The sequence below is a fragment of the Curtobacterium sp. MCLR17_007 genome (genome assembly GCF_003234655.2).
In the GTDB taxonomy this organism is placed as follows: domain Bacteria; phylum Actinomycetota; class Actinomycetes; order Actinomycetales; family Microbacteriaceae; genus Curtobacterium.
Genome location: NZ_CP126271.1, coordinates 251,739 through 271,729, shown reverse-complemented (window position 1 = coordinate 271,729; position 19,991 = coordinate 251,739). Strand labels below are relative to the sequence as shown.

The 19,991-nt window shown below is 72.6% G+C and carries 18 protein-coding genes; 5 read left to right on the top strand and 13 right to left on the bottom strand.

Going from position 1 to position 19,991, the window contains the following annotated elements; translation table 11 throughout:
- Nucleotides 1-110: 110 nt before the first annotated feature.
- From DEJ13_RS01345 to DEJ13_RS01320, 6 genes are all read right to left on the bottom strand, one after another.
- Nucleotides 111-1,304 carry an MFS transporter gene (locus DEJ13_RS01345; RefSeq protein ID WP_284158127.1) on the bottom strand — a complete coding sequence of 398 codons (1,194 nt, stop codon included), beginning with the start codon at nt 1,302-1,304 and terminating at the stop codon, nt 111-113.
- Nucleotides 1,305-1,473: 169 nt separating this feature from the next.
- Nucleotides 1,474-2,679: an acyl-CoA dehydrogenase family protein gene (locus DEJ13_RS01340; protein ID WP_111107094.1), complete on the bottom strand. Its 1,206-nt coding sequence runs from the start codon at nt 2,677-2,679 to the stop codon at nt 1,474-1,476.
- On the bottom strand, nt 2,676-4,427 hold the full coding sequence (locus tag DEJ13_RS01335; protein ID WP_258374112.1) for a dipeptide ABC transporter ATP-binding protein: 1,752 nt from the start codon (nt 4,425-4,427) through the stop codon (nt 2,676-2,678). Before DEJ13_RS01335 ends, DEJ13_RS01340 begins: the two co-directional genes overlap by 4 nt.
- Nucleotides 4,424-5,332 carry an ABC transporter permease gene (locus DEJ13_RS01330; protein WP_111107095.1) on the bottom strand — a complete coding sequence of 303 codons (909 nt, stop codon included), beginning with the start codon at nt 5,330-5,332 and terminating at the stop codon, nt 4,424-4,426. Before DEJ13_RS01330 ends, DEJ13_RS01335 begins: the two co-directional genes overlap by 4 nt.
- Nucleotides 5,329-6,267 carry an ABC transporter permease gene (locus DEJ13_RS01325; protein ID WP_111107096.1) on the bottom strand — a complete coding sequence of 313 codons (939 nt, stop codon included), beginning with the start codon at nt 6,265-6,267 and terminating at the stop codon, nt 5,329-5,331. The genes DEJ13_RS01330 and DEJ13_RS01325 overlap by 4 nt, the downstream gene beginning before the upstream one ends.
- Nucleotides 6,267-7,958, bottom strand: a complete 1,692-nt coding sequence (locus tag DEJ13_RS01320; protein WP_111107158.1) for an ABC transporter substrate-binding protein — start codon at nt 7,956-7,958, stop codon at nt 6,267-6,269. The genes DEJ13_RS01325 and DEJ13_RS01320 overlap by 1 nt, the downstream gene beginning before the upstream one ends.
- Nucleotides 7,959-8,136: 178 nt before the next feature.
- Here DEJ13_RS01320 and DEJ13_RS01315 point away from each other — a divergent pair, with 178 nt between their 5' ends.
- Nucleotides 8,137-9,174: an aldo/keto reductase gene (locus DEJ13_RS01315; protein ID WP_111107097.1), complete on the top strand. Its 1,038-nt coding sequence runs from the start codon at nt 8,137-8,139 to the stop codon at nt 9,172-9,174.
- Between the two features lie 88 nt (nt 9,175-9,262).
- On the opposite strand, the gene DEJ13_RS01310 is transcribed toward DEJ13_RS01315, so the two are convergent.
- The 3 genes from DEJ13_RS01310 to DEJ13_RS01300 all read right to left on the bottom strand — a co-directional run bounded on the left by DEJ13_RS01310 (nt 9,263) and on the right by DEJ13_RS01300 (nt 11,074).
- Entirely contained in the window at nt 9,263-9,430 is a 168-nt protein-coding gene (locus DEJ13_RS01310; protein WP_220037592.1) for a hypothetical protein, read from the bottom strand.
- Between the two features lie 89 nt (nt 9,431-9,519).
- Nucleotides 9,520-10,563, bottom strand: coding sequence for an L-glyceraldehyde 3-phosphate reductase (gene mgrA / locus DEJ13_RS01305; protein WP_111107098.1), 1,044 nt, complete (start codon nt 10,561-10,563; stop codon nt 9,520-9,522).
- A gap of 73 nt (nt 10,564-10,636) precedes the next feature.
- Nucleotides 10,637-11,074, bottom strand: coding sequence for a MarR family winged helix-turn-helix transcriptional regulator (locus DEJ13_RS01300; protein ID WP_111107099.1), 438 nt, complete (start codon nt 11,072-11,074; stop codon nt 10,637-10,639).
- Between the two features lie 46 nt (nt 11,075-11,120).
- Between DEJ13_RS01300 and DEJ13_RS01295 the strand changes: the two genes are divergently transcribed.
- Nucleotides 11,121-12,368, top strand: coding sequence for a multidrug effflux MFS transporter (locus DEJ13_RS01295; RefSeq protein ID WP_111107100.1), 1,248 nt, complete (start codon nt 11,121-11,123; stop codon nt 12,366-12,368).
- 119 nt (nt 12,369-12,487) lie between these two features.
- Here the strand turns inward: DEJ13_RS01295 and DEJ13_RS01290 are convergent, their stop codons facing one another.
- Nucleotides 12,488-13,204 carry a phosphatase PAP2 family protein gene (locus tag DEJ13_RS01290; RefSeq protein WP_181437046.1) on the bottom strand — a complete coding sequence of 239 codons (717 nt, stop codon included), beginning with the start codon at nt 13,202-13,204 and terminating at the stop codon, nt 12,488-12,490.
- Between the two features lie 166 nt (nt 13,205-13,370).
- Between DEJ13_RS01290 and poxB the strand changes: the two genes are divergently transcribed.
- Nucleotides 13,371-15,095 (top strand): ubiquinone-dependent pyruvate dehydrogenase, encoded by a 1,725-nt coding sequence (gene poxB, locus DEJ13_RS01285; RefSeq protein WP_111107101.1) that lies wholly within the window; start codon nt 13,371-13,373, stop codon nt 15,093-15,095.
- Here poxB and DEJ13_RS01280 read toward each other — a convergent pair.
- Together DEJ13_RS01280 and DEJ13_RS01275 are read right to left on the bottom strand one after the other, a co-directional pair.
- Nucleotides 15,088-16,431, bottom strand: a complete 1,344-nt coding sequence (locus DEJ13_RS01280; protein WP_146245250.1) for a hypothetical protein — start codon at nt 16,429-16,431, stop codon at nt 15,088-15,090. The two genes, poxB and DEJ13_RS01280, sit on opposite strands and share 8 nt — an antisense overlap.
- A 180-nt stretch (nt 16,432-16,611) precedes the next feature.
- Nucleotides 16,612-17,295 carry an SDR family NAD(P)-dependent oxidoreductase gene (locus tag DEJ13_RS01275; protein WP_111107103.1) on the bottom strand — a complete coding sequence of 228 codons (684 nt, stop codon included), beginning with the start codon at nt 17,293-17,295 and terminating at the stop codon, nt 16,612-16,614.
- Between the two features lie 103 nt (nt 17,296-17,398).
- Here DEJ13_RS01275 and DEJ13_RS01270 point away from each other — a divergent pair, with 103 nt between their 5' ends.
- The gene (locus DEJ13_RS01270) at nt 17,399-18,244 is read left to right on the top strand and encodes a helix-turn-helix transcriptional regulator (protein ID WP_056126462.1); all 846 of its coding nucleotides are present in this window, start codon (nt 17,399-17,401) and stop codon (nt 18,242-18,244) included.
- Nucleotides 18,245-18,266: 22 nt separating this feature from the next.
- Here the strand turns inward: DEJ13_RS01270 and DEJ13_RS01265 are convergent, their stop codons facing one another.
- Nucleotides 18,267-19,052 (bottom strand): SDR family NAD(P)-dependent oxidoreductase, encoded by a 786-nt coding sequence (locus DEJ13_RS01265; protein ID WP_111107104.1) that lies wholly within the window; start codon nt 19,050-19,052, stop codon nt 18,267-18,269.
- Nucleotides 19,053-19,138: 86 nt separating this feature from the next.
- Between DEJ13_RS01265 and DEJ13_RS01260 the strand changes: the two genes are divergently transcribed.
- Nucleotides 19,139-19,990: a helix-turn-helix transcriptional regulator gene (locus DEJ13_RS01260; protein WP_111107105.1), complete on the top strand. Its 852-nt coding sequence runs from the start codon at nt 19,139-19,141 to the stop codon at nt 19,988-19,990.
- Nucleotide 19,991 lies beyond the last annotated feature (1 nt).

Below are 19,991 nucleotides of genomic sequence, written 5' to 3'. Positions count from 1 at the left end.
GCACCGTGCGGAACGGCCAACGACGCACCGGCCGACGAACCGCGCACCGTGCGAGACGCGACGAGCCGGACGGGAGGCCCGAGACGGCGCCGCCACGGGCCTCCCGTCCGTCAGACGGTCGCGTCGCGGCGCGTGAGCAGCAGGTTGACGACGGCGGCGAGCACCACGATGCCGGCTGACAGGGCTGGGAAGAGCATCGCTGCCCCGGTGCCGGCGGACTCCGCGACCTCGCCGACGACGGCGGACGTGAGCGATTGCCCGACGATCACGGCGGACCCGAGGATCGTCATGGTCGTCGCGGACCGGCCGACCGGGGAGCGATCCGACCCCAGGCTGTACTGCGCGACCAGCGTGGGGCCGATGCCGACGCCCATCACGGCCAGGACGATGCCGACGGCGAGCACCGAGTCCGCCGACGCGAAGGCGATCGCGCCCCCGAGCAGCACGACACCGAACACGAGCCAGCGCCACCCGACGCCGAAGGACCGCGGGAAGAACGCCGACCCGAGGGCGAGCCCGGCGGAACCGATGCCCATCACGCCGTAGAGCAGCCCGGCCTGCGAGGACTCACCATGGGTCCCCATGAACGCGGTCAACGAGGTCAGCGTCGACCCGAAGAAGAAGCCGATCCCGAGGATGCCGACCACGACGACGACCAGCCGCGGGCGGAGCAGCTGTCGGGCCGGGGCCTGCGGGACGTCGTCGCGGTGCCCGAGCGACAGGCGGCCCGTCGGGTGCAGTGCGAACGCCGTGACGAACACGAACGTCAGCGCCGAGGCGCCGGCGACGGCGACCCACGGGGCGATCGCGCTCGCGAGCAGTCCGACCAGGAACGGCCCGATGATGAACACCGTCTCGTCCGCGGCTGACTCGTACGCCATCGTGCCGGACAGGACCCGCTCGTGGCGGTCCTTCGTCATGCGCTGGCGGACGATCGCGACGAGTCGTGTGCGGGACATCGGGGCGACCTGCGGTGCGGACGCCCCGATCAGGAAGGAGAGCGCCAGCACGGCGAGGTCCGGCGCGGCGCTCTGCACGACCAGGGGGAAGACGCCGAGCAGCGCGGCGTTCGCCAGGCCGACGGGTACCAGGACCTTCCGCTGGCCGAGCCGGTCGGCCGCGGCACCGACCATCGGGCCGAAGACGGCCGAGCCGATGCCGACGAAGGCGGAGTTGATCCCACCCAGCGCGACGGAGTCCCGCGAGGCGACGACGAGCGTCAGGACCCCGACGACCATCATCGCGAAGGGGAGCCGCGCGATGAATGCGATCGGGAAGTAGGACCGTCCGGCGAGGGCGATCAACGAAGCGTCAGAGGAACGCGCTTGGAGCATGTCGAGGTGTGCCTTCTCGGCCCGCAGCTGTCCGGCGGACCCATCGGGTGCCGCCGCTGTCCGCCGAGGTGCGGCGGCCGGTAGATACACACTTGCTGCGGACCAGAGTACCAGCGGCCGTCCGCCGCGCGACCGGGCGTCAGCGCGCCTCGCCCGTTGCCCAGAAGTACGTCAGGGGTGCGCCGTTCACCAGGTGGTCGCCGATCACGCGCTGCTGGAACACGACCGGGTTGTGCGAGGACAGCGTCCGCGCGTTCCGCCAGTGCCGGTCGAGCGCCCGGTCGCGGTCGGTCGCGCTCGCCCCGCCGACCTCGAACAGGGTGGTCGTCGCCCGGAGCGCCGCCTCGACCACGGTCGACTGCAGCGCGATCGTCCGGAGCTCGGCCGCGTCGATGCGCTCGCCCGTGTCGGGCGCGTCCGAGACGACCGCGTCGTGGGCGTCGTCGATGGCGGCGGCCGCGCTGAGCACGAGCGCCTCGGCGGCCACGGCGTCCGCCGCGATCCGACCGACCACGGACTGCACGAGCGGGTCCGACGCGGCGGTCGCTCCGACCCCGTGCTGGTAGTGCCGGGTCCGGGTGCGCACGAAGTCGGCGGCGTCCCGGGCGGCAGCGGCGGCGACCCCCGCGAGCGACGCCAGCAGCACGGTCTGCAGGAACGCGGGCAGCACCGTGCGTCGTTCGGCGCGCTCGGGTCGGAGCTGCCACAGCTCCACCCGGACGCCGTCGAACCGGGTGGTCCCGCTGCCGGTGAGCCGCTGGCCGAACCCGTTCCAGTCGTCGCGGACCTGGACGCCGGGGTCGTCGACCCGAAGGGTGACCCCGACCGTGTGACCGTCCGGCGTCCGCGCGGTGACCGTGGTCCAGTCGGCGAAGATCGTGCCCGTGCTGTAGTGCTTCTCGCCGTGCAGCCGCCAGCCGTCGCCGTCCGGCACGAGGTGCGTCGCGAGGGACCCGACGCCGGCACTGCTCCGCTCGTGGCTGGCGTTCCCGACGACCTCCCCGGCGGCGATGCGGGCGAGCCAGTCCTCGCGCCGGACGACGCCCGGGTCGAGCAGCAGCTCCTCGACGAAGGAGAAGTGCGCGCGGAGCAGTTGTGGGATGTTCGAGTCGGCCTCGGCGAGCCGGACGAGCAGCGCGACGAGGTCGCTCACGGTCGCGCCACCACCGCCTGACGCGACGGGGACGGTCACCGCGGTGAACCCGGCGTCGGCGAGCCACCGGACCTGTTCGTGCGGCAGGGTCCGCGACCGCTCACGGTCCACGGCGCCGGCGGCGATGCGCTCGAAGACCGGGGCGAACTGCGCCAGGAGCGACGCACGGGTGGGCAGTGCGGTGGTGGTCATGATTCCTTCTGGAGGGTTCGGGGGTCCCGGTGCACGCTGACGCCGGGGACCGCGTCGAGCAGCCCCTGCGTGTACGGGTCGCTCGGGGAGCGGAAGACCTGGTCGGCCGGCCCCTCCTCGACGACCCGACCGTCGCGCAGGACGAGCACGCGGTCGCTGACGTGGTGGATCACACCGAGGTCGTGGGAGATGAAGAGCGCGGCGGTGCCGTACTCGCGGCGGATGTCGGCGAGCAGGTCGAGGACCTGCGCCTGGACCGAGACGTCGAGCGCACTGACGGCCTCGTCGAGGACGAGCACATCGGGATCGGTGGCGAGTGCCCGGGCGATCGCGACGCGCTGCCGCTGACCGCCGGACAGCGTGAGCGGGTGTCGGCCGGCGAGCGACGGGTCCAGCCCGACACCCTGCAGCAGCGCATCGACCCGTGCCGCGTCCGTGCCGGCAGCGCGGGGCGGACCGGCGGCGTCGACCGCTCGCGCGGACCGCGCGCCGACGAGCGCCGAGCGCACGAGCTCGCCCACGGTGCGCCGGGGGTCGAACGAGGACAGCGGGTCCTGCGACACGGTCGCGATCCGCGGGCGGTCGGCCCGGCGCGCACGCTCCGCCAGCACTGACCACGGCCGCCCCTCGAACAGCACCTGCCCCGAGGACGGCGGGGTCAGTGCGAGGGCGATCGCCGCGGTCGTGGACTTGCCGGACCCGGACTCCCCCACGATGCCGAGTGTCTCGCCGGCCCGGAGTTCGAACGACACGTCGTCCACGACGGTGCGCACGACTCCGTCGGGCCCGCGGTACCGCTTGCTGACGTGCGAGACGGACAGCACCACGGAGCCGGCGACCGGGACCGGGCGCGATGCCGGACGCGGCGCGAGCGTCGCCGGCGGTGCGTCCGACAACCGTGCTCCGGGTGCGTGGGCGGAGGGGATCGCGGCGAGCAGGCGCTTCGTGTAGGCGTGCTGCGGATCGCCGAGGACGGCGGCGACGGACCCCTGCTCGACGACGACGCCGTGCTGCATCACGACGACCTCGTCCGCGAACTGCTCGACGACGCCGAGGTCGTGGCTGATGAGCACGAGACCGGTCCCCCCGGCACGGAGCTCGTCGAGGAGCGCGAGGATCTGCGCCTGCACCGTGGTGTCGAGCGCGGTCGTCGGCTCGTCGGCGATGAGCACCGCGGGGTCGAGGGCGATCGCGGCGGCGATGAGCGCACGCTGCCGCAGCCCGCCGGAGAGCTCGGACGGCAGCTGCCGAGCACGCAGCGACGGCGAGGGGATCCCCACGCGGCCCAGCAGCGAGAGCACCTGCTGCTCACGGGCGGAGCGCGGGCCCACCCCGTGCGCGCGGAGTGCGTCGGCGACGGATGCGCCGACCCTCCGGAGCGGGTCGAGCGAGACGAGGGCGTCCTGCAGGACGTAGCCGACGTCCTTGCCGCGGACCCCGCGCCACGCACGGTCGGACAGGTCGCGCAGGTCGCGACCGCCGAGCGAGAGCGCCGCGGCGGTGGTCGACGACGACGGGCCGTTCAACCCGAGCAACGACCTGGCGGTGACGCTCTTGCCGGAGCCGGACTCGCCGACGATCGCGACGCAGCGGCCTGGTTCGAGCGTGAACGAGACGTCCCGCACGACGGTGCGGTCGCCGAAGGCGACGGAGAGGTCCCGGACCTCGACGAGGGGACCGGTCGGACGAGCGGCACCACCCGACGGGACGGAGGACGTGGCGGACGTGAGCAGGTCAGGAGCGGTCACCGGGGGCCTCCAGGCTGGGTCAGGGTCTGCACGGCGCGACCGACGGCGGTCAGCGACAACGCGAGGAGCACGATCACGACGCCGGGCCAGAAGTCGAGCCACCACGCCTGCTGCAGGTCGTTGCGGCCGGCGTTGAGCATCGCGCCCCACTCCGGAGCGGGCGGCTGGACGCCCATGCCGAGGAATCCAAGGGCCGACGCCCAGACGATCGCCTGCCCGATCCCGAGCGTGACCAGGACGGTGAGCGGCCGGAAGGCGTTCGGCAGCAGGGTGTGGAACAGGACGTGCGCCGAGGAGTGGCCGAGCGCCCGCTCCGACTGCACGTACCCGGCGTTCCGCACGGCGAGCACCTGCCCGCGGACCATCCGGGCGTACCCGGGGACGGTCGCGATGCCGACGGCGAGGATCTGCGTCCCCGCGCTCGAGCCGAACACGGCGATCAGGATGAGCGCGAGCAGGATGCCCGGGAACGCGTAGAGGACCTCGATCACGCGGGTCACGACGGCGTCGACGGCACGGCCGCCGAGCCCGCCGAGGACTCCGAGCAGGACGGCTCCGGCGAGCCCGAGTGCGGTGGCACCGACGCCGATCAGGACGGACTGGCCGGCGCCGTGCACGACGCGCGAGTACACGTCGCGGCCGGACTGGTCGGTCCCGAAGACGTGCTGCGCGCTGGGCGCGTCGAAGCTCCTGCCGAGGTCGATGGCGAGTGGGTCCTGGGGCGCCAGCAGGGACGGCCAGAGGGCCGCCACCGCGACGAGCGCGATGAAGGCGGCCGCCACCCAGAACGACACGCGTCGCAACGGGTGGGAGGCTCGGCGCACCTTCCGTACGCCGGCTTCGGCGGGTGCCGGGTCGGGCTGCAGGGCACGGGGTTCACTGGGTGCGATGGTCGTCGTGGTCATGCTGCGGCTCCGGTCGTGCGGCGCAGTCGTGGGTCGACCACGACGTATGCGATGTCGGTGAGGATGTTCGCGACGACGTAGACGAGTGCGACGACGAACGTGATGCCGATGACGAGCGGCAGGTCCTGCGCGCTGACGGCGGTGACGAGGACCTGACCGATGCCCTGTCGGGCGAAGACGACCTCGGCGATGACGGCGCCGGAGACCAGCGAGCCGAGACCCCAGCCGGAGAGCGTGACACCGGGGAGCGCCGCGTGCCGGAGCACGTACCTCCCGCGGATCGCGTTCTCGGACAGCCCGCGGCTCCGAGCGGACAGGACGAACGGCTGCTGCTGCTTGTCCTCGAACTCGTCGCGGGTCACCTGGCCGAGGAACCCGGCGAGCGGGATCGCGAGGGTGAATGCCGGCAACACGATGCCGAGCGGGCCCGAGCCGATCACCGGGAACCAGTGCAGCTGCACCGCGAACACCAGCAGCAGCACGAGTCCGAGCCAGAACTGCGGCAGCCCGGCGGCGACGGTCTCGACCACCGAGCCGATCCGGCCGACGATGCCCGGCCGCCCCGCGGTCAGCAGGGTCGAGACGATCGAGAGCACCCAGGCCAGGACGAGCGCGGTCACCGTGAGGGCGAGCGTCGGGCCGATCTGCCCGGCGATGACACTCGTGACGGACTGCTTCAGCGTGTAGGACTCGCCGAAGTCGAGCCGGAACAGGCCTGCGAGGAAGTCGCCGTACTGCGCCAGGAGCGGCCGGTCGAAGCCGTACTGCGCGGTGACCGCGGCGACGGCCTCCTTCGTCGGGTGCGCTGCGGCGCCGCCGAGGATCGCGACGGCGGGGTCGCCGGGGACCGCGTGCTCGAGGAAGAACACGATCGTGCCCACGGCGAGGAGCAGGACCACCGCCTCGACGATGCGTCTGGTGACTCGGATGACCATCACTTGCCTCCGTCGATCAGGTAGGCGTCGGAGAGGACGGGTTCGCCCTCGCTGGGTTCGATCCACACGCCGCTGACGCGGTCGGCGATGCCGAGCCGGGTCTGGATCGGGTAGAGCGGCAGGCTCCAGGCCTTCGACGTCAGGATCTGCTGGGCCTTCGCGTACGCGGTCGCCTGCTTCGCCGGGTCGGTCGTCGCGGTGCCCGCGATGAGCAGCCGGTCGAGTTCGTCGTCGTACGCGAACGCCGAGTTCTGGCCGTTGTCGACGTCGTAGGTCGCCTTCGAGTACTTGATGTACATCACGTGCGGGGTCGGGCTGTTCCAGTAGTTCCCGAGCAGGTCGTACGCCTTCGGGTTGCCCCACACCGCGTTCATCGAGGACGAGTCGAGCGCCTGCAGCACGACCTTGATCCCGACGCGCTTCTCCATCGCCTGGATGTCCTGCAGGATCGTGACGTCCGCCGGCGGGGTCTCCGCGGAGTCCGCGTTGTAGGGCAGCTTCACCGTCAGGGTCACGCCGTCCTTCGTCCGGTAGCCGTCCGCGTCGCGTCCGGTCCAGCCGGCCTCGTCGAGGAGCTGCTTCGCCGCTGCCGGGTCGTACGGGAACGGCTCGTGGTACGCGGCGTCGTAGTGCGGCGTGCCCGAGGAGACGGCGTTGCCCTCGTAGGGGAACACCCCGTTGTAGGCGCTCTCGACGGCCTCCTTCGCGTCGGAGGCGTGCACGAACGCCTGCCGCACCCGGATGTCGCTGAAGACGGTGCTCTGCGTGTTGAGGTCGAGGCTGAACGGCGAGCCGGAGTGCACGAACGACTGCAGCTCGATCGACGGGTCCGCCTTCGCCAGCCCCTCGCTCTCCGGCGGCACGTTGAAGATGACGTCCGCCTCGCCCGAGCTCAGCGCGCCGTACCGCGTCGTGTTGTCCTTGAGGAACTTCCACGTGATGCCGTCCAGGTACGCGGGCCCCTGGTGCTCCGCGTCAGCCGGGGCGCTGTTGTACGAGTCGTTCCGGACGAGCTCGACGTCGCGCTCGTGGTTCCACCCGGCCACCTCGAACGGCCCCGTGCCGACCGGGGACTCGCAGTTCGCCGCGAGCCCACGGGCCATGGCCTTCGGTGACTCCATGCCGAAGAACGCCTGCGACAGGGCGGCCAGGAGCGGCGAGTAGGGGCGCTTCAGGGTGATCCGGACGACGTGGTCGCTGATCGCGGTGGCCTTGTCGAAGTACCCGGTCAGGTACAGCAGGTCGGTCGACGACTGCGTCGCCGGGTCGAGGATCTGCGTGAAGTTGTCCACCACCGCCTGGGCGTCGAACGGGGTGCCGTCGGTGAACTCCACGCCCTGCTTCAGCGTGAAGTCGTACTGCGTGCCGTCGTCCGAGATCGTCCACCCCGTGGCGAGCCACGGCTGCACGCTGCCGTCCTTCTGCAACGACACGAGCGAGTCCAGGTACTGGCGCGCGATGTACGTCTGCGGCATGTCCCCGGAGTTGTGCGGGTCGAGGCAGGTGGGTTCCCGGTCCGTCGCGTAGACGAGTGTGCCGCCGCGGACGGGGCCGGAGTCCCTCGTGGCCGCGGTCGAACCGGCGGAGCAGCCGGCCAGCAGTGCGCCGGCGGCGAGCGCGGCGACCACCGCGACGGTGGTGCGTCGGGTCGGACGGCGGTGGATCGGCCGCCGGGTGTCGGATCGGGTCATGTCGAGGACCGTAGGCACCGCGTCGGCGACGGCGCGACCGTCGCGACACGCGTCGCAACGCAGCGTCACGGGGGGTCGCGGCTCGGGGCACACGCGTCACACGGCGTCACGGAGCCGGCCGTGTCACGGTTCGTCACCGGCGGCCGCTGCCGTCCAGAGCACCCATATCGTGGCGCGCATGGAGCAGCGGACGATGGGGCGGACGGGGGCGCCGGTCAGCGCGCTGACGCTCGGGACGCACGCCGTCGCCGGGATCGCGGCACGTGACCTGGACGAGGCCGAGTACCTGGTCCACTCCGCGCTCGAACGCGGCGTCACCGCCGTCGACATATCGGACGCGGACGGCGGGGGCGCGGCCGAGCGTGCGGTCGGGGCGGCGATCGCCGCACGCCGCGACGAGGTCTTCGTGTCGGTCCGGTTCGGTGACCCGGTGGACGACGACCGCGCGCACCGCGGCGCCGGGAGGCGCTGGATGTTCCGCGCCGTCGAGCGGAGCCTGCACCGCCTGGGCACGGACGTGATCGACCTGTACCAACCGGCGCGCCCGGACCCGACGACCTCGCTCGACGAGACCCTCGACGCACTCGCCGACCTGGTGGCGCAGGGCAAGATCCGCAGCTTCGGGATCCCCGGCTTCCCCGCCGAGGAGCTCGTCGAGGCGCAGTGGCTCCGCGCCGGGACGAAGCGCGCCACGGCGACCCACGTGCCCTACTCGCTGCTGACGCGGACGGCAGAGCGCACCGTGCTCCCGGTCGCCCGCAGGTTCGGCCTCGGGGTGCTGGCCGGGTCGCCGCTCGCGGGCGGGTGGCTCGCGGGCGCCTACCGCGCCGGGTCACCGCAGCCTCGGTCACCGCACGCGGTGGCGCAGCCGGAGACCTTCGCCGTGGACAGCCCGGGGAACCGGCACAAGCTCGCGGTCGCCGACCGGCTCGGCCGGCTCGCTGACGAGGCCGGCCTGACCCTGCTCGAGCTCGCCGTGGGCTTCGCGCTCACGCACCCGGACATCGCGTCGGTGGTGGTCGGGCCGCGCACGACCTCGCACGTGGACGCCTACGCGCAGGCGGCCGATGTCGTGCTCGACGACGGGCTGCTCGACGCGGTCGACCTGGTGGTGGCACCGGGCACGCATGTGCTGGAGCGGGACACGGGGTCGCTGTTGCCGGCGCTCTCGCGGGAGCGGCTGCGCGGACGGACCGTCGAGCGGGTGGTCGGCTGAGGCCGACCGGGCTCTGGTGGCGGGCCGGAGACGGACAGGAGGTCCGGTGCCAGCTGGCACCGGACCTCCTGTCCGCAGTCGGCGGACGTCAGCGGTAGGCGATCGCGGCGACCGCGTCGTGGGCGACCATGACGGGGACCGCCAGCGCGTGCGGGAGCCGGGCCCCCGCGGCCTCGAGCCCGCAGAGCACGGCGTTCAGCAGCCGGCTCGGGACGACGACGGTGGCGGGGCGGACGATCGCGGCGACGACGCTCATGATGACTCCTGGGTTGTCGAGCACCTGATCTGGCTCGGTGGGTTCAACATATTGGATTTCAGATGCCATGTCAACCGCGATGTAATCCGTCAGGAGACGTCGCCGGCACGCGCTCCTGCCCACAGGTCGACGTCCGCGATGCCGACGGAGTGCTCGTCGATCGTGCGCAGGTCGTCGTCCGAGAACGTCAGGTTGCCGAGTGCCGCCACGTTGTCCTCGAGCTGTGACACCCGCGATGCCCCGATCACGAGCGAGGTCACCCGCTCGTCGCGGAGCGCCCACGACAGGGCGAGCTGCGCCATGGTCTGTCCACGCGCCTCGGCGACGGTGTTGAGCGCGCGCAGGTGCTCGACGACCTCGGGCGTGATGCTCGACGCGTCGAGGGACTTGCCCGCGGCAGCACGCGAGTCGGCCGGCACCCCGTCCAGGTACTTGCCCGTCAGGAGCCCCTGCGCGAGCGCGGTGAACCCGATGACGCCGAAGCCCAGCTCGCCGGCGGTGTCGAGCAGCCCCTCGGTCTCGATCCAACGGTTCAGCATCGAGTACGACGGCTGGTGGATCAGCAGCGGCGTGCCGAGGTCGCGCAGGATCGCGGCCGCCTGGCGGGTGCGCTCGGTGTCGTAGGACGAGATGCCGACGTACAGCGCCTTGCCCTGCTGAACGGCGGTGTGCAGCGCGCCCATCGTCTCCTCGAGCGGGGTGGAGGCGTCGAGGCGGTGCGAGTAGAACACGTCCACGTAGTCGAGGCCCATGCGGGTCAGGGACTGGTCGAGCGAGGCGAGCACGTACTTGCGCGACCCGCCGCCCTGCCCGTACGGGCCCGGCCACATGTCCCACCCGGCCTTGGTCGAGATGACCATCTCGTCGCGGTAGGGCGCGAAGTCCTCACGCATCAGGCGGCCGAAGTTCACCTCGGCGGCGCCGTAGGGCGGGCCGTAGTTGTTCGCGAGGTCGTGGTGGGTGATGCCGAGGTCGAACGCACGGCGGCTGACGGCACGCTGCGTCTCGAAGGGCACGTCGTCGCCGAAGTTGTGCCAGTACCCCAGCGAGAGCAGCGGCAGGTCGAGGCCGGAGTGGCCGGTGCGGCGGTACGTCATCGAGTCGTAGCGGTCGTCGCTGGCGATGTAGGTCATGGTCCGAGCCTGGCACGCGGGCCCCGCGAGGGATCGGAGCGCGCCCACGGGACGGACTGGTCGACCGCGCTGACTACCGGCGCAGCCCGTCGTCGATCCGGGTGAGCAGCGCCAGGGTCGCGGTGACGCCCGCGTGGTCCGTGCCGAGGGCGCCGCGCAGCTGCTCGGCCCAGTGCGCGTGCAACACGGCGATGCTCTCCTTCGCCCGCGGCGTCGAGAAGAGCTGCACGAGCCGGGCGTCCTGCGGGTCGGCGCGCCGGTCCACCATGTCCTTCGCCACCAGGGAGCGGAGTGCCGCGCTGAGGTTGCTCCGCTGCAGCCCGGTGGCCTCGGCCGTGGCGCTCGGCGAGGTGCCCTGGTGCCGGTCGATCCACCGCATCACGAGCGCTTCCGTCCCGGTCAGCGGCACGATGTCGAGCGCATGCGGGGCGTTCGGGTCGACCTCCCGGGAGATGCGCAGGACGACGTCGGCCAACTCCGCGAGGACGTCGTCGGTCGGTGCGGGCTCCATGCAGCGACTGTACCGCCGGCCATCCATCAGTTATGCTTTCATAACCATGACGACGAACACCGGCTCGATCCGCGCGGACCTCGCGACACCCACGACACGACCACAGGGCATCACGACAGCGCTGCTGCTGGTGCTCGGCCTGCTCAGCGCGGTGGCACCGTTCGCCACCGACCTGTACCTGCCCGCGTTCCCGGAGATGACGCGGGAGCTCGAGGCGTCCGCCACCACCGTGCAGCTGACCCTCACCGCCTTCCTGGTCGGGGTGACCGCCGGGCAGCTCGTCTTCGGTCCGCTGTCCGACCGCTTCGGCCGCGTGCCCCCGCTGATCGCCGGCGCAGCGCTGTGCGTGCTCGCCAGCGTCGCCGCCGTGCTCGCGCCGAACGTGGCCGTGCTGATCGTCGCCCGGTTGCTACAGGGGCTCGGCGGAGCCGCCGGCATGGTGATCGGCCGCGCGGTGATCTCCGACCTCGCGACCGGGAAGCCCGCGGCCCGGGCGTTCTCGCTCATGATGATCGTCGGCGGTGTCGCGCCGGTCGTCGCCCCGCTGCTCGGCGGACTGCTCACCGGTCCGATCGGGTGGCGCGGCCTGCTGACGATCGTGCTCGGGCTGTCGGTCGTCATGCTCGTGGCGGTGCTCGCCGTCATCCGCGAGACGCACCTGCGCTCGCACCGGGACGCCCTCCGGGCCGCACGCTCGTCGTCGTCCTCGCCGCTCACCGCACTGCGCTCGCGGACGTTCCTCGGCTACACCGCGGTGTTCGGGTTCGCCTTCGCCGTGATGATGGCGTACATCTCGGCGTCGCCGTTCCTGTACCAGGACATGCTCGGCCTGGGCACGGTCGGCTACGGGCTGGCGTTCGGGCTGAACGCGCTGGCGCTCATGGGCATCAGCGTGCTGTCCGCCAAGCTCACCGAGCGTCGCTCCGTAACCGGGGTGCTGTCGCTCGGCATCGTCCTGGTGCTGGCCTCGACGGTGGCGTTCGCGCTGCTCGTCGTCACCGCAGCCCCGGTGTTCCTGCTCGCCGTGCCCCTGTTCACCGCGGTCGGCAGCCTCGGGCTGGTGCTCGGGAACGCGACGGCCCTGGCACTCGGAGCCGTGCCGTCCGCCGCGGGCAGCGCCTCGGCGGTGCTCGGTGCGCTGCAGTTCGGGCTCGCGGCACTGGTGTCACCGCTCGTGAGCATCGGCGGGTCGAGCACGGCGGCGCCGCTGGCGGTCGTGATGCTCGCGGCCGCCGTGGTCGCGGTCGTCGCGCTGCTGGCGGCGCGGGGTCGACGGGCAGCTCGCGCGGACTGACGCGGCAGACGTTCCGCGCAGAGGATGTCGGATCGCGCGTCGTCAGTCGGAAGTTCCGACCGACCACGCGCGATTCGACCACCCGTGGCAGACCCGACCGCAGATCAGAGCCGGCGGCGTCAGCGGGCGACGGGCTTGGCGGGCCGCAGGTACGGCAGCCGCGGCATGAGCAGGTCCACCCAGAGCACCCGCGCGGCCGGGGCCACGGCGAGCGCCCACGCCACCGAGGCCAGTGCGTCGGTCGGGTAGTGCACGGCGTCGATCGTCACCGAGAAGAACACCACGACGACGGCGATCGTGCCGACGGTCACGGCGAACGCATGCCACCGGGTGTCGCGCAGCACCCAGCAGATCGCGATCGTGAAGGCCACCATGAACACCGTGTGGCCGCTCGGGTACCCCGGGTCCGGCTGCACGGGGAACGGGTGCGGCAGCACGGACACGTCGGGTCGGGTGCGGTGCACGATCTCCTTGACGATCGCCGACGGCACCCAGGTGATCGCGACGACCCCGGCGAACGCTGCCGCGGGTCGGACGTTGCGCTGCACGGCCCAGATCACGCCGGTCACGACGACGGTGACGACGATCGCGGGCGCGGGGCTGATCGCGTGGTAGACCCCGTCGGTGACGGCGCGGAGGGCACCGGTGTGCAGGGCGTTGAGGGCGCGGGCGAGCCCGATGTCCACGGTGCCGAGGAAGAAGCCGACCACGGTGAGCACGACGACGGCGCCGATGCCGATCGCCAGCATCGCGAGCGGGTACGGGGAGCGCACCAGGATGCCGTTCGCGTCGGGCTCTCGGCGGCGGGGTCGGAGCGGCGGCGCGTCGTCGATCATCCGTCCATGGTCGCAGCCCCGGAGGACCAGCGCGCACACGGAGCACGTCGAGCCCATCCGAAAGCGCTCAGACACACTCGGTCCTGATGCAACCGGCCACGCGCCGTCCGGTCGCCGCCCGCGCGGGACGACTACACCGGGAGGTGTCCACCACGAGAGGAACCGCATGCCCACCGTTGCCGAGAACATCGTCGCCACCCTCCGCCTGAACGACGTCCAGCGGGTCTACGGCCTGCCGGGAGACTCCCTCAACGGGTTCACCGACGCCCTGCGCAAGGACGGCACCATCCGGTGGGAACACGTCCGGCATGAGGAGGCGGCCGCGTTCGCCGCGTCGGCCGAGGCGGAACTGACCGGGGAACTCGCGGTGTGTGCGGGCAGCTGCGGCCCGGGCAACCTGCACCTGGTCAACGGGCTGTTCGACGCGAACCGCTCCCGCGTGCCCGTGCTGGCGATCGCCGCGCACATCCCCACGGCCGAGATCGGCTCCGGGTACTTCCAGGAGACCCACCCGCAGGAGCTGTTCCGCGAGTGCTCCGTGTACGTCGAGTACGTCGCCGACCCGACGCAGATGCCCCGCCTGCTCGAGATCGCGATGCGTGAGGCGATCGAGAAGCGCGGCGTCGCGGTGCTCGTCATCCCCGGGGACGTGCTGCTCGCCGAGGCGAAGGACACCCGGACCACCCGCATCGAGCACGCCACCCCGCGCGTCCTCCCGTCCGAGGCCGAGCTCCAGCGCACCGCGGACCTGCTGAACGGCGCCGACAAGATCACGATCCTGGCCGGCGCCGGTGTCGCCGGGGCCCACGACGAGGTCGTCGCCCTGGCCGAGCGGCTGCAGGCCCCGATCGTGCACGCCCTGCGCGGCAAGGAGCACATCGAGTACGACAACCCCTACGACGTCGGCATGACCGGGCTGCTCGGCTTCGCGTCCGGGTACCGCGCGATGGAGGACGCCGACGTCGTCCTCATGCTCGGCACCGACTTCCCGTACCAGCAGTTCTTCCCGGCGAAGGCGAAGCACGTGCAGGTCGACATCCGCGGCTCACAGCTCGGGCGCCGGCACCCGGTGGACATCGGGCTGGTCGGCACGGTCAAGGACACCGCACTCGCGCTCATCCCGCTGCTCGACGGCGCCAAGCCCGCGCACCATCTGGAGGACGCCCGCAAGCACTACCGGAAGACCCGCGAGAAGCTCGACGACCTGGCCGTCCCCGCGGGGAAGCACAAGCCGCTGCACCCGCAGTACGTCACGCGCGTGCTCGACCGGCTCGCCGCCGACGACGCCGTGTTCATCCCGGACGTCGGCTCGCCGGTCGTGTGGGCGTCCCGGTACCTGACCCTGAACGGCAAGCGACGGCTGATCGGCTCGTTCGTGCACGGCACGATGGCGAACGCGGTGCCGCAGGCGATCGGCGCACAGACCGCGTTCCCGGACCGGCAGGTCATCGCGATGGCCGGTGACGGTGGGCTGACGATGCTGCTCGGCGAGCTGATCACGATCGTGCAGAACGAGCTGCCGGTGAAGATCGTCGTGTTCGACAACTCGTCGCTCAACTTCGTCGAGCTCGAGATGAAGGCGGCGGGCTTCGTGAACTTCGGCACGGAGCTGCGGAACCCCGACTTCGCGAAGGTCGCCGAGGCGATCGGCATCAAGGGCTTCCGCGTCGACGAGTCCGCGGACTTCGAGTCGGCGATGGCAGCGGCCCTCGCGCACGACGGCCCGGCGCTGGTGTCGGTCAAGGCCGACCGCCAGGAGCTGTCGATGCCGCCGGCGGTCACGCTCGAGCAGGCCAAGGGCTTCACGCTCTACGCGATCCGTACCGTCCTGAGCGGCCGCGGCGACGAGCTGCTGGACCTGGCCTCGACCAACTTCCGGCAGTTCATCTGACGGGACCCGCCGACGGCAGGATCCACGAGCAGGGCACGTCGGCGCGCCACGTGGGCCGGATGGGCGCGGCGCTGATCTGGACGGACCGGGTCGGGTCCGCGCGACACCGGGGCACCGCCTGCTCGACCTGTGTCGCCCAGACCGGGCCCGCGTCCCGGCGCTCCACGGTGTGGGCACCGAGCACGCCGGCCGCGACCACGCTCGCGACGAGCAGCCATGCCGGCACCGCCCACCACCGGCCACGGGCCAGCAGGGCGTCGGCGGCGAGCACGACGGCTGCGACGAGCAGCATCGACGCGGCGGCGGCGTAGCGGTACGGGCCGGTGCCCGCGTACTGCTGCCGGGTGAACGCGGACCAGTCGCTGTCGTCGACGTGGTTGAGCGCGAACGCCGCGGTCCACACCACGACCGACCCACCCACCAGGGCGACCGACATCCAGCGACGCTGCCGTCCGCCGACACGGGTGGCGACCGCCAGCGCGGCCAGGACCGCGACCGCGGGGACGACGAGGACCCACCAGCCGTGGTCGAGGACGGCCATCCCGACCCGCTGCACCCGTGGGGTCCAGCCGCCGGCGAAGGCCTGCGTCAGGTAGCCCAGCACGATGTCGCTCGGGCTGGTGATGCTCGTCGCCGGTGGCCGCGGATGGGTCACGGTCGCCACGACCTGGGCCGCGATGCCGAGGACCGCCGCACCCAGCACGGGCAGTGCACGTCGCTCGCGTCGGGCCAGCAGGAACAGGGGCAGGAACACCGCGGTCTGGATCTCGGTCAGCGTCACGGCGAGCGCCGTCGCCGCCAGCACGGCTGCCGACCACCACGACCGGGGTCGTGCCGCGAACAGCCACGGGGCCAGGAACAGCAGGTACCAGTGCAGGTTGGCGGTGTTGCCCGCGATCTCGACGATGCCGATCGGGGAGATCGCCGGCACCACCGCGAGCAGCACGCGGAGCGGCCAGGCCCGGACGATGGGACCCGCAAGCAGGAACACCGCACCGCAGACCAGGCCGATCACGGTGCACGACAGTGCGTCGACCACCGTCGCGTAGTCGTGGACCGGGCGGATCGCCACGGCGACGTCCACGAGCACCCGTGGGACGAGGTGCAGGTACCCGTCGTACGGGTGCCACAGCGTCCGGATCGGACCCGACGCGATGCGCTGCTCGAGGAACCGGCCGGAGTCCTCGGCCCAGGCCGTCCCGCGAGCGGGGAACCCGAGCCGGTGCCAGATCCACGCCGTGGACGCCGTCGCGATGACGAGCGCCAGGCCCGCGTCCCGCAGGCGCCCTGCCCTGTCGGTGCTCCGCCACCGATCGGGGACGGAGACGGAGGTCATCCCGCGATCGAACACCATCGGACGCTCCGGGCGGATCGCCCGTCGGGCTGACCGTGGTCCGTCGACCGGCCATCCGGCCTGGCCGGCCGACTGGTGCGGTGGACGTGACCGCGTCGCGGACGGGAGGCGCGTCCCGGGTCGGTACCGGGCCTCCCGTCCGTCACACCCAGCGTGGGGTCGTCACCACCCGAGCTGTTCGCCGTCCTCCAGGAACACGCCGGTGGGGCCCTCCGGGCCCGCCGATGCCGCGGCCACGACCGTCGCCGCACTGACCTCGACCGGGCGACCGTGTGGGTTCGGCGCCCCGCCGAGCTCGGTCGCGGTGTAGCCGGGCTCGACCACGACGAAGTGGACCTCCGGGACGGCGCGGGCGTACTGCGCCGTGAGCATGGACACGGCGGCCTTGCTCGCACCGTAGACGATCGCGTTCACGGTGGATGCGGGCTTCGCGGGGTCGTGGGTCGCGGCGAACGAGCCGAGCGCACTGCCGATGTTCACGACGAGCGGGCTCGCCGAGTGGCGCAGGAGGGGCAGCGCCGCCTCGGTGGTCCGGACGATGCCCACCGCGTTCGCGTCGAACACGGCGAGTGCGTCGGGACCGTTCAGCCCCCACATCGCGATGCCGGCGTTGTTGACCAGCACGTCCAGCCCGCCCGCCGCATCGAGGTGTGCGAACGCGGCGGCGACCGAGGCGTCGTCGGTCACGTCGAGCTGCACGGCCCGCGCGCCGAGCTCCTCGGCGACCGCGGTGCCGGCCCGCAGGTCGCGAGCGCCGACCCAGACGGTGTGCCCGGCGGCGACGAGTTGACGGGCGGTTTCCTTGCCGAGGCCTCGGGAGGCCCCGGTCACGAGTGTCGTTGTCATGACCGCAGCGTGCGCCCGTCCGTTGCCGGGCAGACAGCCGCCCCGTTGTCGTAGGACTGGCAGGGCCAGGCCCCGGCCGGTCCCCGCGAGGCAGACTGTCGGCATGGACCACTCGGAGTTCGGGAGCACGCTGCGGCGGCTGCGCGACCACGTCGCCCCGTCGTCGGTCGGGGTGCCGATCGGGCCTCGCCGGCGGGCCACCGGACTGCGGCGCGAGGAGCTGGCTGGCCTGGCCGGGATCTCCGCCGACTACCTGACCCGCCTCGAGCAGGGCCGTGCCACGTCGCCGTCCGCCCAGGTCGTCGAGGCGCTGGTCCGGGCGCTGCGGGTGGCGGACGCCGAGCGCGAGCTGCTCTACGCGCTCGCCGGACACGCCGCTCCCGGCGCGGACGTCGTCCCCACGCGGATCCCGCCGAGCGTGCAGCGGTTGCTCGACCGGCTGGCCGACACCCCGGTCGCCGTGCTCGACGCCGCGGGCAACCTGCTCGTCGCGAACCTGCCGTACGACGCGCTGATGGGGCCGATCGGTGCGCTCCGCGGGCACGACCGGAACACGGTCTGGCGGCACCTGGTCGGGTCGGGCAGTCGCGCCGTGCACACCCCGGCTGAACAGGGGGCCTTCGAGGAGCGGGTGGTGGCGGACCTGCGGTCGACCGCCGCGCGCTACCCGCTCGACCGGCAGCTGCAGCAGCTCGTGCGGGACCTGCGCGCTGCGAGCCCGCGCTTCGTCGCGCTGTGGGAGTCCGCCGCCCCGGCACCGACGGACCACCCGACGCGGCAGAAGACCATCCACCACCCGACGGTGGGGCCGATCCAGGTGGACTGCGACACGCTCGTGGTCGGGCCCGAGGACCTGCGGATCATGGCCTACACCGCCGAGCCGGGGACGGCGGACGCGGAGCGGCTCTCGCTCGCGATCGTGCTCGGGACCCAGGCGCTGGTCGAGTAGCGCGCACGTCCCCCCGACGCGGTCAGGCGCCAGCACCGCCGTCGACGGGGACGATCGCGCCGGTGACCATGGAGGCGCGGTCGCTCAGCAGCCAGGCGGCGACCTCGGCGACCTCCGCCGGCTCCGCCATCCGACCGAGCGGCACCGAGGCGTTGATCTGCGCCGCGATGCCGGGCGTCGCGGCCTCCCACGCGTCGATCATCTCGGTGGCCGTCCCACCGGGGGTGATGCCGTTCACCCGGATGTGCTCGGGCGCCCAGGTGACGGCGGCGGTCTCGGTGATGCTGTTCAGCGCGCGCTTCATCGCGCCGTAGGCGGGCAGGGCCGGGTTCGCGCGTCGGCTGCCGATGCTCGACGTGTTCACGATCGCGCCACCGCCCGCCCGACGCATCAGCGCGGCCTCGGCGGTCATCGCGACCCAGTGCCCGCGGAAGTTCACCGCGAACTGCTCGTCGAGGTCCTCGTCGCTGGTGGTGTCGAGGGGTCCGGGCTGTTGGATCGCCGCGCCGTTGTTGAACGCCCCGTCGAGACGGCCGTGCAGGTCGTCGACCCGGGCGACGGCGCCGCGGATGCTGTCGGGGTCGGCGAGGTCGAGTGCCACGGCGTCGGCGGTGCCGCCGTCCGCGCGGACGGCGGCGACGACGGCGTCGAGTGCGCCGGTGCTGCGAGCAGCGAGCACGACCGCGGCGCCCTCGCGGGCGAAGAGCCGGGCCGCGGCAGCGCCGATGCCGCGGCTGGCACCGGTGATGAACAGGACCTTGCCGGAGAGCAGGCCGATGGGCGTGTGGGTGGTGGTGTCGTTCGTCATGCCCTCAGCGTCCGGCCCGGTGGGTCGACGGAGCCAGGTACGAGCCGTACCAGGATCGGGATCGTGGGAGCGAGCAGACTCGGACCATGGACAAGCAGGAACTCGCCGCGTTCCTCCGGTCGCGGCGCGAACGACTCCGACCCGAGGACGTGGGTCTGCCCTCCGGCCCGCGGCGACGGACTCCGGGGCTGCGGCGCGAGGAGGTCGCCGTCCTGGCGCACATCTCGACCGAGTACTTCATCCGCCTCGAGCAGGGCCGCGCGCCACGACCGTCGGCCGAGGTCCTCGCCGCGATCACCGGCGCGCTCCTGCTGACCGACGCCGAGTCCGAGCACCTGCACCTGCTCGCCGGCACCGCTCCGCTGCACCACGGACTCGTCCGGCGTGACGTCCGACCGAGCATCCTCGCCGTCGTCGAACGACTCCCGCAGACCGCAGCGATCGTCATCTCAGCGACGTTCGAGGTCCTCGCCTGGAATGCACTCGCCGCCGCGCTCATGGAGGACTTCGGCAAGCGCCCACCGTCGGAGCGGAACCTCGCCAGGAAGGCCTTCCCGGTCGGGGGCCAGCCGGAGCAGCCGCCGTTCGGCATCGCGGACGGCACCGAGTTCCAGCGCGACGTCGTGGTCCACCTCCGGAGCGCGCGGGCCCGGTACCCCGCCGACCCGACGGTGTCCGACCTGGTCGAGGAACTGCGGACCGGCAGCACCGAGTTCGCCCGACTGTGGGAGCAGCACGACGTGCGGACGGCGCCGATGCTGACGAAGACCTTCCACCACCCGGCCGTCGGCCCGGTCACCGTGGACTGCGACAGCCTGGCGCTGACGGACCGGGACCAGTTCCTCGTGCTCTACACGGCGCCAGCGGGGTCACCGGACGCGGACGCCCTCGCGCTCCTCGGTGTGCTGGGAGCGGAGGGCGTCGGGACGCGGGCGTGAC

Coding starts and splice junctions, on each gene's coding strand:
- DEJ13_RS01340 (WP_111107094.1), bottom strand. CDS start 2,679: ATGACCACCACCGCACTGCCCACCCGTGCGTCGCTCCTGGCGCAGTTC.
- DEJ13_RS01330 (WP_111107095.1), bottom strand. CDS start 5,332: ATGACCACGACGACCATCGCACCCAGTGAACCCCGTGCCCTGCAGCCC.
- DEJ13_RS01325 (WP_111107096.1), bottom strand. CDS start 6,267: ATGGTCATCCGAGTCACCAGACGCATCGTCGAGGCGGTGGTCCTGCTC.
- DEJ13_RS01320 (WP_111107158.1), bottom strand. CDS start 7,958: ATGACCCGATCCGACACCCGGCGGCCGATCCACCGCCGTCCGACCCGA.
- DEJ13_RS01315 (WP_111107097.1), top strand. CDS start 8,137: ATGGAGCAGCGGACGATGGGGCGGACGGGGGCGCCGGTCAGCGCGCTG.
- DEJ13_RS01310 (WP_220037592.1), bottom strand. CDS start 9,430: ATGAGCGTCGTCGCCGCGATCGTCCGCCCCGCCACCGTCGTCGTCCCG.
- mgrA (WP_111107098.1), bottom strand. CDS start 10,563: ATGACCTACATCGCCAGCGACGACCGCTACGACTCGATGACGTACCGC.
- DEJ13_RS01300 (WP_111107099.1), bottom strand. CDS start 11,074: ATGGAGCCCGCACCGACCGACGACGTCCTCGCGGAGTTGGCCGACGTC.
- DEJ13_RS01295 (WP_111107100.1), top strand. CDS start 11,121: ATGACGACGAACACCGGCTCGATCCGCGCGGACCTCGCGACACCCACG.
- DEJ13_RS01290 (WP_181437046.1), bottom strand. CDS start 13,204: ATGATCGACGACGCGCCGCCGCTCCGACCCCGCCGCCGAGAGCCCGAC.
- poxB (WP_111107101.1), top strand. CDS start 13,371: ATGCCCACCGTTGCCGAGAACATCGTCGCCACCCTCCGCCTGAACGAC.
- DEJ13_RS01280 (WP_146245250.1), bottom strand. CDS start 16,431: ATGACCTCCGTCTCCGTCCCCGATCGGTGGCGGAGCACCGACAGGGCA.
- DEJ13_RS01275 (WP_111107103.1), bottom strand. CDS start 17,295: ATGACAACGACACTCGTGACCGGGGCCTCCCGAGGCCTCGGCAAGGAA.
- DEJ13_RS01270 (WP_056126462.1), top strand. CDS start 17,399: ATGGACCACTCGGAGTTCGGGAGCACGCTGCGGCGGCTGCGCGACCAC.
- DEJ13_RS01265 (WP_111107104.1), bottom strand. CDS start 19,052: ATGACGAACGACACCACCACCCACACGCCCATCGGCCTGCTCTCCGGC.
- DEJ13_RS01260 (WP_111107105.1), top strand. CDS start 19,139: ATGGACAAGCAGGAACTCGCCGCGTTCCTCCGGTCGCGGCGCGAACGA.